We start from the raw sequence: 15384 nt of genomic DNA on the forward strand, positions 1-15384 counted from the left end.
GCGCGGGGGGTCGTGCCGCCGAGGCGGCGCCCGTCCCGCGGCAGGCGGCGGCTCCGGGCGGGCAGCCCGCCGAGGAGCCCCCGGTGGACGAGCAGAGCCCCTGGTTCCAGACCCCGCGGGAGGTCGAGTACCACGGCGGCTACGACCCCACCTACGACCCGATGCTCCAGGAACCCCAGTACGCGCCCGAGGAGCAGTACGAGGACTGGTACGAGGACCAGCCGCCGGAGCAGTTCCAGCAGCCGTCCCCGGAGGAGACCGGCAGCTTCCCCATTCCGGTGGGCCCGAACCGCACCCGCGAGCTGGGCGAGGGCGGCGGCACTCCGCAGCCGGACCCGACGGAGGACGACTACTACCAGGTCTTCCGCAAGTCGATCGACGGCAGTTTCCCCACCCCGCACCAGTTCGGCGAGGCGGTGGAGGCGACGTACGGCATCACGCTGCCCGCGCGGGAGGCCGACCGCATGGTCAACCGCTTCACCAACCGCTTCAACGCGGAGCTGGAGGAGGACCACATCGCCTGACGGCATGAGGAAGGGGCCCTCCGCCGGCGGAGGGCCCCTTCCTCATGTTCTTCGTGCCGCTCACTCCCCGAGCAGGCGCCGCACCCGGTCCTGTCCCACGGCGAGCAGCAGCGTGGGCAGCCGGGGCCCGGTGTCGCGGCCGACGAGCAGGTGGTACAGGAGGGCGAAGAACGACCGCTGGGCGGTCTTGATCTCGGCGGGCAGCTCCTTGGGCGTGGCGTCGGCGGAGAACCCGGCCTGCACCTTGGGCACGCCGTACACGAGGTGGGTCAGGCCGTCGAGCGACCAGTGGTCGGCGAGTCCGTCGAGCAGCAGGCGCACGGACTGCTGGGAGGCCTCGTCGAGGGACTTCAGCAGTTCGGCGTCGGGCTCGTCGCGCACGATGGTCCGCTGGTCGGCGGGGACGTGCGTGTTGATCCAGGCCTCGGCCCTGTCGTAGCGGGGCCGTACCTCGTCCAGGGAGGCCAGCGGCTGCTCCGGGTCCAGCTCGGAGAGGATGCGCAGGGCCTGGTCCTCGTGTCCGGCGGTGATGTCGGCGACGGACGCGAGGGTGCGGTACGGCAGCGGTCGCGGCGTCTTCGGCAGCTCGCCGGCGGCGGTGCCGACGGCGCGGGTGTACGCGGCCACGTCGCCGGGGAGGGCGGAGCCGTCGGCGACCTTGGCGGCGAGCTTGTCCCACTCGTCGTAGAGCCGCTGGATCTCCTGGTCGAAGGCGATCTTGAAGGACTGGTTGGGCCTGCGGCGGGCGTAGAGCCAGCGCAGCAGCTGCGGCTCCATGATCTTCAGGGCGTCGGCCGGGGTCGGGACCCCGCCCCGCGAGGAGGACATCTTCGCCATGCCGGAGATGCCGACGAAGGCGTACATGGGGCCGATGGGCTGCTTGCCGCCGAAGATGCCGACGATCTGTCCGCCGACCTGGAAGCTGGACCCGGGCGAGGAGTGGTCGACACCGCTCGGCTCGAAGATCACGCCCTCGTAGGCCCAGCGCATCGGCCAGTCGACCTTCCAGACCAGCTTGCCGCGGTTGAACTCGCTGAGCCGGACGGTCTCGGCGAAGCCGCACGCGGTGCAGGTGTACGACAGCTCGGTGCTGTCGTCGTCGTAGGACGTGACGGTCGTCAGGTCCTTGCCGCAGTTGCCGCAGTACGGCTTGTACGGGAAGTACCCGGCGGAGCCGGAGCTGCCGTCGTCCTCGGACGCCGCGCCGGAGCCCTCCTCGGCCTCCAGCTCGGCCTCGTCCACCGGCTTCTGCTGCTGCTTCTTCGGGGCCTTCTTCGTGCGGTACTGGGCGAGGATCGCGTCGATGTCGTCGCGGTGCCTCATGGCGTGCAGGATCTGCTCGCGGTAGGCGCCGGAGGTGTACTGCTCGGTCTGGCTGATCCCGTCGAACTCGACGCCGAGCTGGGCCAGCGACTCGATCATCGCGGCCTTGAAGTGCTCGGCCCAGTTCGGGTACGGCGAGCCCTGGGGCGCCGGGACGGACGTCAGCGGCTTGCCGATGTGCTCGGCCCACGACTCGTCGACGCCGGCGACGCCGGCCGGGACCTTGCGGTACCGGTCGTAGTCGTCCCAGGAGATCAGGTGCCGGACCTCGTGGCCGCGGCGGCGGATCTCGTCGGCGACGAGGTGCGGGGTCATGACCTCGCGGAGGTTGCCGAGGTGGATCGGACCGGAGGGGGAGAGTCCGGACGCGACGACGACCGGTTTGCCCGGGGCCCGGCGCTCCGACTCCTCGATGACCTCATCCGCGAAACGGGAGACCCAGTCGGTGGTCTCGGTGCTCTGAGCCACGATCGGCACGTCCTTCTTTCTGAACGGGGTGACACCCCATTCTCACAGACCGGATCGCGCCCGGGAAAACGGCTTTACCCCCCGTGGGATACTGGCTGGGTCTATCCATCCCCACGAGGAGAACGGCACCCATTCCTATGGCCTCGGTCACGTCCCTCAGCGACAACGTCCAGCAGCACCTCGCGTCCGCCCTCTCGGCCACCCTGCCGGAGGCCGCCGGCGCGGACCCGCTGCTGCGACGAAGCGACCGGGCCGACTTCCAGGCCAACGGCATCCTGGCCCTGGCCAAGAAGGCGAAGGCGAACCCGAGGGAGCTGGCGGCGCAGGTCGTCTCCCGGGTGGTGACGGGTGACGTGATCCGGGACGTCGAGGTCTCCGGGCCCGGCTTCCTCAACATCACGATCGCGGACAAGGCGATCACCGGGAACCTGGCCGCGCGGTACGCGGACGAGACGGGCCGCCTCGGCGTGCCGCTCGCCGAGCACCCGGGTACGACGGTGATCGACTACGCCCAGCCGAACGTGGCGAAGGAGATGCACGTCGGCCACCTGCGGTCCGCGGTGATCGGCGACTCGGTCGTCCAGCTGCTGGAGTTCACCGGCGAGAACGTGGTCCGCCGGCACCACATCGGCGACTGGGGCACCCAGTTCGGCATGCTCATCCAGTACCTGGACGAGCACCCGCACGAGCTGGACCACAAGGACGCCCAGGTCACCGGCGAGGAGGCGATGTCGAACCTCGACCGCCTCTACAAGGCCGCGCGGAAGAAGTTCGACGCCGACGAGGAGTTCAAGACGCGGGCCCGGCGCCGGGTCGTCGACCTCCAGGCCGGGGACGCGCACACGCTCGCCATGTGGCAGAAGTTCGTGGACGAGTCGAAGATCTACTTCTTCTCCGTCTTCGAGAAGCTGGACATGGAGATCCGGGACGCGGACATCGTCGGCGAGTCCGGGTACAACGACATGCTGGCCGAGACCTGCCGCCTGCTGGAGGAGTCGGGCGTCGCGGTCCGCTCCGAGGGCGCCCTGTGCGTCTTCTTCGACGACATCAAGGGCCCGGACGGCAACCCGGTCCCGCTGATCGTGCAGAAGTCGGACGGCGGCTACGGCTACGCGGCCACCGACCTCTCGGCGATCCGCGACCGCGTCTTCAACCTCAAGGCGAACACCCTCCTCTACGTGGTGGACGCCCGGCAGGCCCTGCACTTCCGGATGGTCTTCGAGACCGCCCGCCGGGCCGGCTGGCTCAACGACGACGTGACGGCGGTGCAGCTCGCCTTCGGCACGGTCCTCGGCAAGGACGGCAAGCCGTTCAAGACCCGTGAGGGCGAGACGGTCCGCCTGGTCGACCTCCTCGACGAGGCGATCGAGCGCGCCTCGGCCGTGGTCCGGGAGAAGGCGCAGGACCTGTCCGAGGAGGAGATCGCCGAGCGGGGCGCCCAGGTGGGCATCGGCGCGGTGAAGTACGCGGACCTGTCGACGTCGGCGAACCGGGACTACAAGTTCGACCTGGACCAGATGGTCTCGCTGAACGGCGACACGTCCGTCTACCTCCAGTACGCCTACGCCCGTATCCAGTCGATCCTCCGCAAGGCCGGCGAGGTCTCCCCGGCGGCCCACCCGGAGCTGGACCTGCACGAGGCGGAGCGCGCCCTGGGCCTGCACCTGGACTCCTTCGCGGAGACGGTGCGGGAGGCGGCGACGGAGTACGCCCCGCACAAGCTGGCGGCGTACCTGTACCAGCTGGCGTCGCTGTACACGTCGTTCTACGACAAGTGCCCGGTGATCAAGCCCGCACCGCCGAAGGACATCGCCGAGAACCGCCTCTTCCTGTGCGACCTCACGGCCCGCACCCTGCACCAGGGCATGGCCCTGCTGGGCATCCGCACGCCCGAGAAGCTCTGACCGAGCGCGGTACGACGCCGGCGGCCCGTCCTCACTGCGGGGGCGGGCCGTCGGCCGTCTGCGCGTCCAGCAGTTCCCGGGCGCGGCGCACGAAGGCCTCCCGTACGGCGTCCGGGGCGAGGACGCGCAAGGGGGTGGCGAGGCCCAGCAGGTAGCGGGCGAGTCCGTCCGCGTCCGGGCCGCCGATGTCCACGACGGTGGCGTCCGGGCCGTCGGCGCGGTGGGTGCCGACGGTGGCGGGGACGATCCGCAGCGCGTCCGCCAGGGGCAGCGGCAGCCGGATGGTGGCGGACAGCGGGTAGGGGCCGTTGGCGGTGTTGCGGGAGACGAGCCGGGCCGGGTCCGGCGGGTCGGTGATCTCCACGGGCCGGCCGGTGGACCGGAGCCGTTCGACCCGGTCGGCCCGGAAGGTCCGCCAGCCCCGGGCCACGTCCCGGGCGACCAGGTACCAGCGCCGGCCGGTGTGGACGAGCCGGTAGGGATCGACGTCCCGGACCGTGTGCCGGTCCTGCCCGTCGCGGTACGACAGCCGGGCCCGCTCACCGCGCCGGCAGGCGGCGGCCAGCTCCAGCAGCATGCCGGGCCGCATCCGTGCCTCCTCGGACCGGGGAAGCCGTACGAGGGCGTCGTCCCACTCCCCCAGCCGCTCGGCGATCCGGGGCGGCAGCACCTGGCGCAGCTTGAGCAGCGCGGACAGCGCGGCCTGGTCGCCGCCGAGCGCCCCGCCGAACGCGGCCTCCCGCAGCCCCACGGCCACGGCCAGCGCCTCCTCGTCGTCCAGGATCAGCGGCGGCACCCGCGAGCCCGCCCGGAGCCGGTAGCCGCCCCAGGGGCCGGCGTCGGAGTCGACGGTGTACCCGAGGTCCCGCAGCCTGGCGACGTCCCGGCGGACCGTGCGGTCGGTGACGGCCATGCGCTCGGCCAGCTCGGCACAGGTCCACGAGGGGCGGGCGGCGAGCAGCGCCAGCAGGCGGAGCAGACGGGCGGAGGCACTGAGCACGGCGGAAGTCTCGCACACCGGTCCGCACGACCAGGACCGTATCTGTCCGGGTCGTGTCCTACGGTCGTCCCCATGAGCACAGACACCGCTTCCGCACCCGCCTTCCGCTACGCCGCCGTCACCTTCGACTGCGCCGACCCGGCCGAACTGTCCCGGTTCTACGGCGAGATGTTCGGCCTCTCCGTCGCCTACACCTCCGACGACTTCGTGTTCCTGGGCGGCAAGGACGGCGCGCCGGGCCTGGGCTTCAACCGCCTGGCCGACTACCGCCGCCCCACCTGGCCGGACCCGGCCCAGGAGAAACAGGCCCACATCGAGGTGGGCGTGGACGACCTGGACACGGCCGAGGAGCACCTGCTGAAGCTGGGCGCGACCAAGCCGGAGACCCAGCCGCAGCCGGACCGCTGGCGGGTCCTGCTGGACCCGGCGGGGCACCCGTTCTGCATCACGACCCTGGTCTGAGACCGGGCCGGACGGCCGGCCCGCCACGGCGGCCCGGCGGCTCAACGGCGTTGTCAGTGGCGGGCCTTACAGTCACCGGCATGGCGACTCTTCCGAACCCGCTGCCCAAGCTGGCCACCGACCCCAGCGGGCGCTCCCTGGGCCTTCGACTGCCGCCCGGCAGACTGGTGGACGGCACGGACGACGGCCCCTGGCACGAGCCCCTGCTGTGGCAGGCCGAGAAGCCCTCCGCGCCCGGCACGTGGAAGGCGCTGGGCGCGCCGGCCTCCCGTGCCGGGCTGCTGCCGGTGCTGGTGGACCTGGCCGGCTGCCGGGCCGGGATCGAGGACTGGGTGCTGCTGCCCGGGGAGGCCTCGTACCCGGGGGACCACGAGGCCGAGGACGTGCTGTCGCAGTACTGGGCGGAGGAGACCGACGGGCACGACGGCGAGGAGACCGAGCCGTTCGGCGCGCAGTGGCCGGGGCTCGCGTCCGCCGGGCGTCTGGCCGCCGATCCGGAGAGCCGGGCCGCCCAGGTCGCCGACGCGCTGCACCAGGACCCGAGCAGGTGGGCCGAGTGGGTGGAGGAGCCGCACCTGGCCCTCGTACCGGCCCGCCGGTCCGCGGACATACCGGCGGCGATCGGCTGGACCGGCACCCTGGAGTACGACGGCGACGTGGCCAGGCTCTGCGCGGTGCTGCGGTCCTGGGAGGACCGGTTCGGTATCCGGGTGGTGGCGCTCGGGCCGGACGCCCTGGTGGTGTCCGTGGCGGCGCCGCCCACCGCCCTCGAGGACGCGGAGGTGCTGGCCGCCGAGCACTACGCCCTGTGCCCGAACTCGGTGACGCAGAGCGGCCCGGGGAGCGTGGGCGCGTACGCCGAGGAGCTGGTCGGCGCCACGAGCTGGTCCTTCTGGTGGGACTGAGCCGGAGGCGTCAGTCCGCCTCCGACGCCGGTCGCCACTTCTCGCCGCCGAGCGGGAAGGCGTACGCCGGGCGGCCGTTGCTGCCGCTGGTGCGGAACGGCCGGCCGGCGTCGTCGATCACCAGCGTGCCGTGCCGGTCCCCGCTGGACCAGGACAGCTCCAGGTACCAGCTGACGTCGTACGCGGACGCGTCCGCCGTGACGTGGAAGACCTCGGGGTCGGACCGGCTCACCTTGAACGGGAAGTCCCGGCTCCCGGCCTCCGGTACGGGCGCGGGGCGCATCGCGTCGAGGGCGACGGTGAAGGAGCGGGTCGGCACACCGCCGCCGCAGCCGACGCCGGGATAGCCCATGGCGTAGTCGTTCCAGGCCAGCGGTGACCGCTTGCCCGCCATGCGCACGGACAGCTTCTCCAGGACGACGGTCTCCTCACCGGTGCCCTGCACGGTGAAGGTGACGAACTGCTCCCCCGCCGAGACCGCCCGGTGCACGGCCACCCAGGCCGGGGCGTCCTGTTCCAGCGGCGGCGGGGAGACGGCGGTGGGCGGCCGGTCGATCAGGTAGTGCTGGGAGCAGGGGCTCTGCCAGCTGAAGGGGTGCGTGGTCACCGTGAGGGGCGGGGTGGCCGCCGTCCGCCCGGCCGTGGTGGTGCCCGAGCTTTCCGCGGGAGTGCCGGTGCGGGCGGCGGGGGCCTTGGCGGAGACCTTGGCGGAGGGGGAGGCCGGGCGGGTCGCGGAGCGGTGGGGCGCCGGGCTCCCGGCCGTCGCCACCGGCGACGCGCTGTCCCGGTCGGCGGCCTCCCAGGTGGCCGCGGTGGCCTTGCCGTCCCGCTCTTCGTCACCGGGGTGCCCGGAGGGCAGGTTCAGCGCGACCGCCGCGGTGCCGAGCAGCGCGGTGACGGTGAGGGCGGCGAGGAGGACGGCGGGCCGGCGGTTCCGGCGCCGGGGGGCGGCGGGGTCCGCCTCCGCCACGGGCTCGGGCCGGGGTTCCGGTTCGGGTTCGGGTTCGGCCGCCGGGGCCGGCTCAGGCCGGGGTCCGGCCACAAAGGCCGCTTCTTCAGCCGCCGGCACCGCCGCCGGTGACGGCTCCTTCCGCCCCCGCCGCGCGTCCGCCAGCACCCATCGCCGGTGCAGCTCCACGAGTTCCCCGGGCGTGGCCTTGCACAGCCGGGCGAGCCGCTCCACGGGCGCGTAGTCCGCCGGTACGGCGTCCCCGTTGCAGTACCGGTGGAGTGTCGACGTACTCATGTGCAGCCGTTTGGCGAGCGTGCCGTAGCTGTGCCCGGAGCGGTCCTTCAACTCCCGCAGCAGCTCGGCGAATCCACTCTCCGACGTGCCTTCCGACACCGTTTCTCCGTCCCCCTCGTCCCACCCCGGCGTTCCAGGGAGGGGCTGTTCCCGCAGGTCAAAGCCGGTGTGGGCGTTCCAGCGTCCCGGATCTCCGGCCGCTGCTGGCCGCCGGGACGGACCCGCCCACATGCTGTCGTCATCCAAGCACGCCAACCGGCCCAGCCCGAAAGAGGACTTGCCATGCGAATGCGCCATATCCGTCTGCTCGCCGCCACCGGCACCGCCGTCGCCGCCCTCGCGCTCACGGCGTGCGGCAACGGGACCGGCACCAAGGACGAGGGCGCCTCCCGGCCGACGACCCCGACGGCGCCCGCGGAGAGGGCCCCGTCGGGGAAGGCCACGCCGGAGGCACCCCACGCCGGCACCGGCAGCCGTACGGCGAACGGCACGCCCGTGGCCCGTACCCACGCCCCCGGCGCGCGGCCGAGCGCCTCCCCGGCCGCGCGCGGCACCCGGGGCGGCACCGGCACCTCCGGCAGCTCCGTGGTGCTGTGCAATGGCGCGAACACGACGGTCACCGCGCAGCCGGTCGCCCGGCCCCTCAACCACCTGCTGATCACCGTGAAGAACACCGGCGCCAAGACCTGCGAGCTGCCCTACTACCCCGTGCTCCGCTTCGACCAGATGCAGTGGGTGCCGCAGGCGGACCGGGACACCCAGCCGCAGGCCGTGGTCTCCCTGGCGCCCGGCGAGTCGGGGTACGCGGGTGTGCTGCTGTCGGCCGCCGACGGCAGCGGCGCCGGCGGGACGACGGCCCGCACGCTGACGGTGGGCTTCCAGGGCCTCACCCCGAACAGCAGCGGCGGCCCGTCCGCGACGCCGTCCCTGCCCGCCAAGGGCGTCTACTACGACAGCTCGCTGAAGGTGACGTACTGGCAGCAGGACCTGGGCTCCATCGCCGGCTGGTGAAGCCTCGCGGCTAGCGCAGCTTCTGGGCCACCTCGGTGGCCCAGTAGGTGAGGATGTTCCGCGCCCCGGCCCGCTTGATGCCGGTCAGGGTCTCGAAGACGGCCCGGTCCCGGTCGACCCAGCCCTTCTCGGCGGCGGCCTCGATCATCGCGTACTCGCCGGAGATCTGGTAGGCGGCGACCGGCACGTCCACGGCGTCCGCCACCCGGGCGAGGATGTCGAGGTACGGGCCGGCCGGCTTGACCATCACCATGTCGGCGCCCTCGGCGAGGTCCAGCTCCAGCTCCCGCAGGGACTCGCGCCAGTTGGCGGGGTCCTGCTGGTAGGTCTTGCGGTCGCCCTGGAGGGAGGACCCGACGGCCTCGCGGAAGGGGCCGTAGAAGGCGGAGGAGTACTTGGCGGTGTAGGCGAGGATCGCGACGTCCTCGCGGCCGATCTGGTCGAGCGCGTCGCGGATGACGCCGATCTGCCCGTCCATCATGCCGCTCGGCCCGACGACGTGGGCGCCGGCGTCGGCCTGCACCTGCGCCATCTCGGCGTACCGCTCCAGGGTGGCGTCGTTGTCGACGCGCCCCTCGGCGTCCAGCACCCCGCAGTGCCCGTGGTCGGTGAACTCGTCGAGGCACAGGTCGGACATCACGAGCAGGTCGTCGCCGACCTCGGCCCGCACGTCCCGCAGGGCGACCTGGAGGATCCCGTCCGGGTCGGTCCCGGCGGTGCCCTGGGCGTCCTTCTTGGACTCCTCCGGCACGCCGAACAGCATGATCCCGGAGATCCCGGCCTCCACGGCCTCCAGCGCCGCCTTCTTCAGGCTGTCCCGGGTGTGCTGCACGACGCCGGGCATCGACGTGATCGGCACCGGCTCGCTGACGCCCTCCCGGACGAACGCCGGGAGGATGAGGTCGGCGGGGTGCAGCCGGGTCTCGGCGACCATGCGGCGCATGACGGGGGTGGTGCGCAACCGCCGGGGACGCGTACCGGGGAAGGATCCGTACTTCGTCATGCCCTCTACGCTACGCCCGCCGGGCCTGCGCCTTTGCCGACGCGGTGTCGGACGGGAGGGGGCGGCCCGGGACCTCCCGGTGCCGTCGCTCACCGGGCTGCGCGGGGTTCGGTTCGAGGAACGCGCCCCGTACCGGGGTACGGGGCGCGTCCGCCGTGGCCGGGCGCCTCCGGCGCCGGGAACCTCACTCACGCGGTCAGGTCGTGGACCTCCGCCGCCGCGCCCCCGGCCTCCGCTCGCTCGGCCGGGTCACCGGGTCGCCGGCCTCCAGTGCGGCGGCGCGCCGCTTCATGCCGAAGTCCGCCAGCGCCTCCGCCAGCTTGTGCACGGACGGCTCCGGGGCCATGACGTCGACCCGCAGTCCGTGCTCCTCGGCGGTCTTGGCCGTGGCCGGCCCGATGCACGCGATCACCGTCACGTTGTGCGGCTTGCCCGCGATGCCCACCAGGTTGCGGACCGTGGAGGAGGACGTGAAGAGGACCGCGTCGAAGCCGCCGCCCTTGATCGCCTCCCGGGTCTCCGCCGGCGGCGGCGAGGCGCGCACGGTCCGGTAGGCCGTGACGTCGTCCACCTCCCAGCCCAGCTCGATCAGGCCCGCGACCAGGGTCTCGGTCGCGATGTCGGCCCGGGGCAGGAAGACACGGTCGATCGGGTCGAACACCGGGTCGTAGGGCGGCCAGTCCTCCAGCAGGCCCGCGGCCGACTGCTCGCCGCTCGGCACCAGGTCCGGCTTCACACCGAAGGCGACCAGCGCCTTGGCGGTCTGCTCGCCCACCGCGGCCACCTTGATGCCGGCGAAGGCACGCGCGTCGAGGCCGTACTCCTCGAACTTCTCCCGGACGGCCTTCACCGCGTTGACGGAGGTGAACGCGATCCACTCGTAGCGGCCCGTCACCAGGCCCTTGACCGCCCGCTCCATCTGCTGCGGGGTACGCGGCGGCTCCACCGCGATCGTCGGGACCTCGTGCGGCACCGCACCGTAGGACCGCAGCTGGTCGGAGAGCGACGCCGCCTGCTCCTTCGTGCGCGGCACGAGCACCTTCCAGCCGAACAGCGGCTTGGACTCGAACCACGACAGCTCGTCGCGCCGGGCGACGGCGGCACGCTCACCGACCACGGCTATCACCGGCCGGCCGCCGTCCGGCGACGGCAGCACCTTCGCCTGCTTCAGCGTCTGCGCGATCGTGCCGAGCGTCGCCGTCCAGGTCCGCTGCCGGGTCGTCGTACCGGCGACCGTCACCGTCAGCGGGGTGTCCGGCTTGCGGCCCGCCGAGACCAGCTCGCCCGCCGCGGCGGCGACCGCGTCCAGCGTCGTGGAGACGACCACCGTGCCGTCCGACGCGCCCACCTCCGTCCAGCACCGGTCGGAGGCGGTCCGGGCGTCCACGAACCGGACGTCCGCGCCCTGCGCGTCCCGCAGCGGCACACCGGCGTACGCGGGCACGCCGACCGCCGCCGCGACACCGGGGACGACCTCGAAGGGCACCCCGGCGGCGGCGCAGGCGAGCATCTCCTCCGCCGCGTACGTATCCAGTCCCGGGTCCCCGGACACCGCACGGACGACCCGCCTGCCGCCCCGCGCGGCCTCCATGACAAGATGGGCGGCATCCCGGGCAGCAGCCGGGACAGCGGCGGGTGTTGACGTGCCGTCAACGACCGTCAGCTGGGGCGTGCCCGTGCCAGGCGGGGACATGGCGGCGGAGTCCGCGTCCGTCCGCACCACGGAGACGCCCTGCCGCGCGTGCGTCCGGATCACGTCGAGCACCTCGTGCTCGGCGACCAGGACGTCCGCGTTCGACAGCGCCTCCACGGCGCGCAGGGTCAGCAGTCCCGGATCCCCGGGTCCGGCACCGAGGAAGGTGACGTGCCCGTGTTCCGGACCGGCGGGAAGGGTGGTGGGGCTCAATGTGCTCGCTCCCCCATCAGACCGGCCGCGCCCCGGGCGAGCATCTCGGTGGCGAGTTCGCGACCGAGTGCCGTCGCCTGGTCGTGCGTCTGGGGCACGGGACCGGTGGTGGACAGCTGCACCATGCGGGTGCCGTCGGTCGTGCCGACGACGCCGCGCAGGCGCATTTCCTTGACAATCTGCCCGTCGGCCAGAAGGTCGGCCAGCGCGCCCACAGGTGCGCTGCAACCGGCCTCCAGGGCGGCGAGCAGTGACCGCTCGGCGGTGACGGCGGCCCGCGTGAACGGGTCGTCGAGCTCACCGAGCGCGGCGATGAGGTCCGCGTCGCCCGCGGCACACTCGATCGCCAGGGCCCCCTGGCCGGGGGCGGGCAAAACGGTGTCGACCGACAGGAAGTCGGTCACTTCGTCGATCCGGCCGATCCGGTTCAGTCCGGCGGCGGCCAGGACGACCGCGTCCAGTTCGCCGTCGCGGACGTATCCGATCCGCGTGTCGACGTTGCCGCGGATCGGGACCGTCTCGATGTCCAGGCCGTGGGTGCGGGCGTACGCGTTCAGCTGCGCCATGCGGCGCGGCGAACCGGTGCCGATGCGCGCGCCCCGCGGCAGGTCCGTGAACTTCAGCGCGTCGCGCGCGACGATCACGTCCCGCGGGTCCTCGCGCACCGGTACGGCGGCCAGGACCAGCTCCTCGGGCTGCGTGGTCGGCAGGTCCTTGAGCGAATGAACCGCGAAGTCGACCTCGCCCCTGAGCAGCGCGTCGCGCAGCGCGGTGACGAACACGCCGGTGCCGCCTATCTGCGCGAGCGCCTCACGGGAGACATCGCCGTACGTGGTGATCTCGACCAGCTCGACGGGCCGCCCGGTGACCCGGCGGACGGCCTCCGCCACCTGCCCGGACTGGGCCATGGCGAGCTTGCTCCGCCTGGTCCCCAGCCGCAACGCCTTCTCAGTCATGCCGGTCGGTCCTTCGTGTCTGTGCTGTCCCCGGCCCGGGAGACGGCGGCCACCGTCTCGGGGTCGAGGTCGAACAGGGTGCGCAGCGCGTCGGCGTACCCGGCGCCGCCGGGCTCGGCCGCGAGCTGCTTGACCCGTACGGTCGGCGCGTGCAGCAGCTTGTCGACGACCCGGTGCACGGCCTGCCGGATCTCGCCGCGCTGGCGTTCGTCCAGATCGGGCAGGCGGCCGTCGAGGCGGGCGATCTCACCGGCGACGACGTCGGCGGCCATGGTGCGCAGTGCCACGACGGTCGGCGTGATGTGGGCCGCCCGCTGTGCCGCGCCGAAGGCCGCGACCTCGTCGGCGACGATACGCCGGACCTGGTCCACGTCGGCCGCCATCGGCGCGTCGGCGGACGCTTCCGCCAGCGACTCGATGTCGACCAGGCGGACCCCGGCCAGCCGGTGCACGGCCGCGTCGATGTCGCGGGGCATGGCCAGGTCGAGCAGGAAGAAGAAGGGCGCGGGCCGCTCGGCGACCGGCTCGGGCCTGCGCCGCTCGGGGATCCGGCCGACGGTGGCGGCGGTCGCGGCGAGCGCGCTGATCAGCTCGGCGTCCGCCTCGGGCGTCCGGCGCTCCCGGCGCTCCACCGTCGTGCCCTTGTCCACCCAGGCCGCGTGCTGCTCCAGGGTGGCCGCGTCCATGCCGGCCACGGCCGCCTCGCCCAGGACGGAGAAGCCGGGCTGTACGGCGGCCAGGTCCAGCGGGCAGTTCTCGTCGGCGCCGACGCCGGTGTGGCGCACGGGGGCCCCGGGCTTCACGGGCTCCGGCTGCGCGGCCGTGGCACCGGTGCCGGCGACGGGGGCGCCGGTACGGCCCTCGACCGCGTGCGCGACCGCCTCCGCCGTGAGCACCAGACCCGTCGCCCCGGTACAGGAGACGACGACGTCGGCACGTGTCAGCTCGTCGGCCACCGCGTCCATGCGCACGGCGCGCGCGGTCGCCTTGTTCTCACCGGACTCGGTGAGGATCCCGGCGAGCCGCTCGGCGCGCTCGAAGGTGCGGTTGGCGACGACGACCTCGGCGACCCCGGCGCGCGCGAGCGTGGCGGCGGCCAGGGACGACATCGACCCGGCGCCGATGATCAGCGCCTTCTTGCCCGCGGCCCAGTCGGTGACGGGCGCCCCGACGGCGAGCTGCTCCAGGCCGAAGGTGACCAGGGACTGGCCGGCCCGGTCGATGCCGGTCTCGGAGTGGGCGCGCTTGCCGACCCGCAGGGCCTGCTGGAACAGGTCGTTCAGCAGCTTGCCGGCGGTGTGCAGTTCCTGGGCGCGGGCCAGCGAGTCCTTGATCTGGCCGAGGATCTGCCCCTCGCCGACGACCATCGAGTCGAGCCCGCAGGCCACCGAGAACAGGTGGTGGACGGCCCGGTCCTCGTAGTGGACGTAGAGGTACGGCGTGAGTTCGTCCAGGCCGACCCCGCTGTGCTGGGCGAGCAGCGTGGACAGCTCGGCGACACCGGCGTGGAACTTGTCCACGTCGGCGTACAGCTCGATGCGGTTGCAGGTGGCGAGCACCGCGGCCTCGGTGGCGGGCTCGGCGGCGACCGTGTCCTGGAGCAGCTTGACCTGGGCGTCCGTGCTCAGCGCGGCCCGCTCCAGCACGCTGACCGGGGCGCTGCGGTGGCTCAGGCCGACGACGAGGAGGCTCATGCCGGCATCACGGCGGGGACGTCCCCGTCGGGCCCCTGGTCGGCGGAGTCGTCGGCGGCCACGCCACGGGCCGTGGCGGCGGGCAGCGCGCCGTCGCCCGCGGCGGTCTCCTCACCGGCCTTGCGCTGCTCGTGGAAGGCGAGGATCTGGAGTTCGATCGAGAGGTCGACCTTGCGCACGTCGACGCCGTCCGGGACGGACAGCACGGTCGGCGCGAAGTTCAGGATGGAGGTCACGCCGGCGGCCACGAGCCGGTCGCAGACCTGCTGGGCGGCACCGGCCGGGGTGGCGATGACGCCGATGGACACGCCGTTGTCCTCGATGATCTTCTCGAGGTCGTCGGTGTGCTGCACCGGGATGCCCGCGACCGGCTTGCCGGCCATCGCCGGGTCGGCGTCGATCAGGGCGGCGACCCGGAAGCCGCGGGAGGCGAAGCCGCCGTAGTTGGCGAGGGCGGCGCCGAGGTTGCCGATACCGACGATCACCACGGGCCAGTCCTGGGTCAGGCCGAGTTCGCGGGAGATCTGGTAGACGAGGTACTCCACGTCGTAGCCGACACCGCGCGTTCCGTAGGAACCCAGGTACGAGAAGTCCTTGCGCAGCTTGGCGGAGTTGACCCCCGCCGCCGCGGCCAGCTCCTCGGAGGAGACCGTGGGCACCGAGCGCTCCGACAGCGCGGTCAGGGCTCGGAGGTACAGCGGAAGCCGGGCGACGGTGGCCTCGGGAATCCCTCGGCTACGGGTCGCCGGTCGGTGTGTTCGGCCAGTTGCCACGGTGCTCCTGCGGGTAGAGCGGGGCTGCAGGCGGTCATACGTCCCCAGACCGCCCCGTCGACAGCAGGCTATGTCTTTGTGAACGCGTGCACAAAGATGGTGTCCGATTTGCCCGGCAGAAGTGACCGGGGTCACGCGTCTCCTGCGCTCTCGCCGGGAACCGGCGCATACGCACCGGTGTCCCTTCGTTACTGGGGGCAAAACCGCAC

Annotated in this window: 12 protein-coding genes and 1 pseudogene; 5 read left to right on the forward strand and 8 right to left on the reverse strand. The window is 73.1% G+C overall.

Annotation, left to right across the window (positions count from 1 at the left end; genetic code table 11):
* Positions 1–524, forward strand: a pseudogene (locus tag ABZV94_RS28570) (hypothetical protein); the annotation flags it as partial.
* A 60-nt stretch (positions 525–584) separates the two neighbouring features.
* On the opposite strand, the gene lysS reads toward ABZV94_RS28570, so the two are convergent.
* Positions 585–2324, reverse strand: coding sequence for a lysine--tRNA ligase (gene lysS, locus ABZV94_RS28575; protein WP_356345284.1), 1740 nt, complete (start codon positions 2322–2324; stop codon positions 585–587).
* Positions 2325–2452: 128 nt separating this feature from the next.
* Between lysS and argS the strand changes: the two genes are divergently transcribed.
* The gene (gene argS / locus ABZV94_RS28580) at positions 2453–4219 is read left to right on the forward strand and encodes an arginine--tRNA ligase (RefSeq protein ID WP_356345286.1); all 1767 of its coding nucleotides are present in this window, start codon (positions 2453–2455) and stop codon (positions 4217–4219) included.
* Between the two features lie 31 nt (positions 4220–4250).
* Here the strand turns inward: argS and ABZV94_RS28585 are convergent, their stop codons facing one another.
* The gene (locus tag ABZV94_RS28585; protein WP_356345288.1) at positions 4251–5219 is read right to left on the reverse strand and encodes a YafY family protein; all 969 of its coding nucleotides are present in this window, start codon (positions 5217–5219) and stop codon (positions 4251–4253) included.
* 72 nt (positions 5220–5291) lie between these two features.
* Between ABZV94_RS28585 and ABZV94_RS28590 the strand changes: the two genes are divergently transcribed.
* Both ABZV94_RS28590 and ABZV94_RS28595 read left to right on the forward strand, forming a co-directional pair.
* Positions 5292–5681, forward strand: a complete 390-nt coding sequence (locus ABZV94_RS28590; RefSeq protein WP_356345291.1) for a VOC family protein — start codon at positions 5292–5294, stop codon at positions 5679–5681.
* Positions 5682–5761: 80 nt separating this feature from the next.
* On the forward strand, positions 5762–6586 hold the full coding sequence (locus ABZV94_RS28595; RefSeq protein WP_356345294.1) for a DUF4253 domain-containing protein: 825 nt from the start codon (positions 5762–5764) through the stop codon (positions 6584–6586).
* A gap of 10 nt (positions 6587–6596) precedes the next feature.
* Here ABZV94_RS28595 and ABZV94_RS28600 read toward each other — a convergent pair whose 3' ends face one another.
* A complete protein-coding gene (locus ABZV94_RS28600; RefSeq protein ID WP_356345295.1) occupies positions 6597–7931 on the reverse strand; it encodes a helix-turn-helix transcriptional regulator in 1335 nt (444 codons plus the stop codon).
* A 189-nt stretch (positions 7932–8120) separates the two neighbouring features.
* Here ABZV94_RS28600 and ABZV94_RS28605 point away from each other — a divergent pair, with 189 nt between their 5' ends.
* Entirely contained in the window at positions 8121–8843 is a 723-nt protein-coding gene (locus ABZV94_RS28605; protein ID WP_356345326.1) for a DUF4232 domain-containing protein, read from the forward strand.
* Positions 8844–8853: 10 nt separating this feature from the next.
* Here the strand turns inward: ABZV94_RS28605 and hemB are convergent, their stop codons facing one another.
* From hemB to ABZV94_RS28630, 5 genes are all read right to left on the reverse strand, one after another.
* The gene (gene hemB, locus ABZV94_RS28610; RefSeq protein WP_356345298.1) at positions 8854–9846 is read right to left on the reverse strand and encodes a porphobilinogen synthase; all 993 of its coding nucleotides are present in this window, start codon (positions 9844–9846) and stop codon (positions 8854–8856) included.
* 196 nt (positions 9847–10042) lie between these two features.
* On the reverse strand, positions 10043–11752 hold the full coding sequence (locus ABZV94_RS28615; RefSeq protein ID WP_356345300.1) for a bifunctional uroporphyrinogen-III C-methyltransferase/uroporphyrinogen-III synthase: 1710 nt from the start codon (positions 11750–11752) through the stop codon (positions 10043–10045).
* Complete coding sequence (gene hemC, locus ABZV94_RS28620; protein WP_356345302.1) at positions 11749–12708, reverse strand: hydroxymethylbilane synthase; 960 nt, start codon at positions 12706–12708, stop codon at positions 11749–11751. The genes ABZV94_RS28615 and hemC overlap by 4 nt, the downstream gene beginning before the upstream one ends.
* A complete protein-coding gene (locus ABZV94_RS28625; RefSeq protein WP_356345304.1) occupies positions 12705–14402 on the reverse strand; it encodes a glutamyl-tRNA reductase in 1698 nt (565 codons plus the stop codon). The genes hemC and ABZV94_RS28625 overlap by 4 nt, the downstream gene beginning before the upstream one ends.
* Positions 14399–15175 (reverse strand): redox-sensing transcriptional repressor Rex, encoded by a 777-nt coding sequence (locus tag ABZV94_RS28630; RefSeq protein ID WP_356345305.1) that lies wholly within the window; start codon positions 15173–15175, stop codon positions 14399–14401. The genes ABZV94_RS28625 and ABZV94_RS28630 overlap by 4 nt, the downstream gene beginning before the upstream one ends.
* Between the last annotated feature and the right edge of the window lie 209 nt (positions 15176–15384).

It is taken from the genome of Streptomyces sp. NPDC004658, from assembly GCF_040609555.1.
Taxonomy (GTDB): Bacteria; Actinomycetota; Actinomycetes; order Streptomycetales; family Streptomycetaceae; genus Streptomyces.

Coding starts and splice junctions, on each gene's coding strand:
- argS (WP_356345286.1), top strand. CDS start 2,453: ATGGCCTCGGTCACGTCCCTCAGCGACAACGTCCAGCAGCACCTCGCG.
- ABZV94_RS28590 (WP_356345291.1), top strand. CDS start 5,292: ATGAGCACAGACACCGCTTCCGCACCCGCCTTCCGCTACGCCGCCGTC.
- ABZV94_RS28595 (WP_356345294.1), top strand. CDS start 5,762: ATGGCGACTCTTCCGAACCCGCTGCCCAAGCTGGCCACCGACCCCAGC.
- ABZV94_RS28605 (WP_356345326.1), top strand. CDS start 8,121: ATGCGCCATATCCGTCTGCTCGCCGCCACCGGCACCGCCGTCGCCGCC.
- hemB (WP_356345298.1), bottom strand. CDS start 9,846: ATGACGAAGTACGGATCCTTCCCCGGTACGCGTCCCCGGCGGTTGCGC.
- hemC (WP_356345302.1), bottom strand. CDS start 12,708: ATGACTGAGAAGGCGTTGCGGCTGGGGACCAGGCGGAGCAAGCTCGCC.
- ABZV94_RS28625 (WP_356345304.1), bottom strand. CDS start 14,402: ATGAGCCTCCTCGTCGTCGGCCTGAGCCACCGCAGCGCCCCGGTCAGC.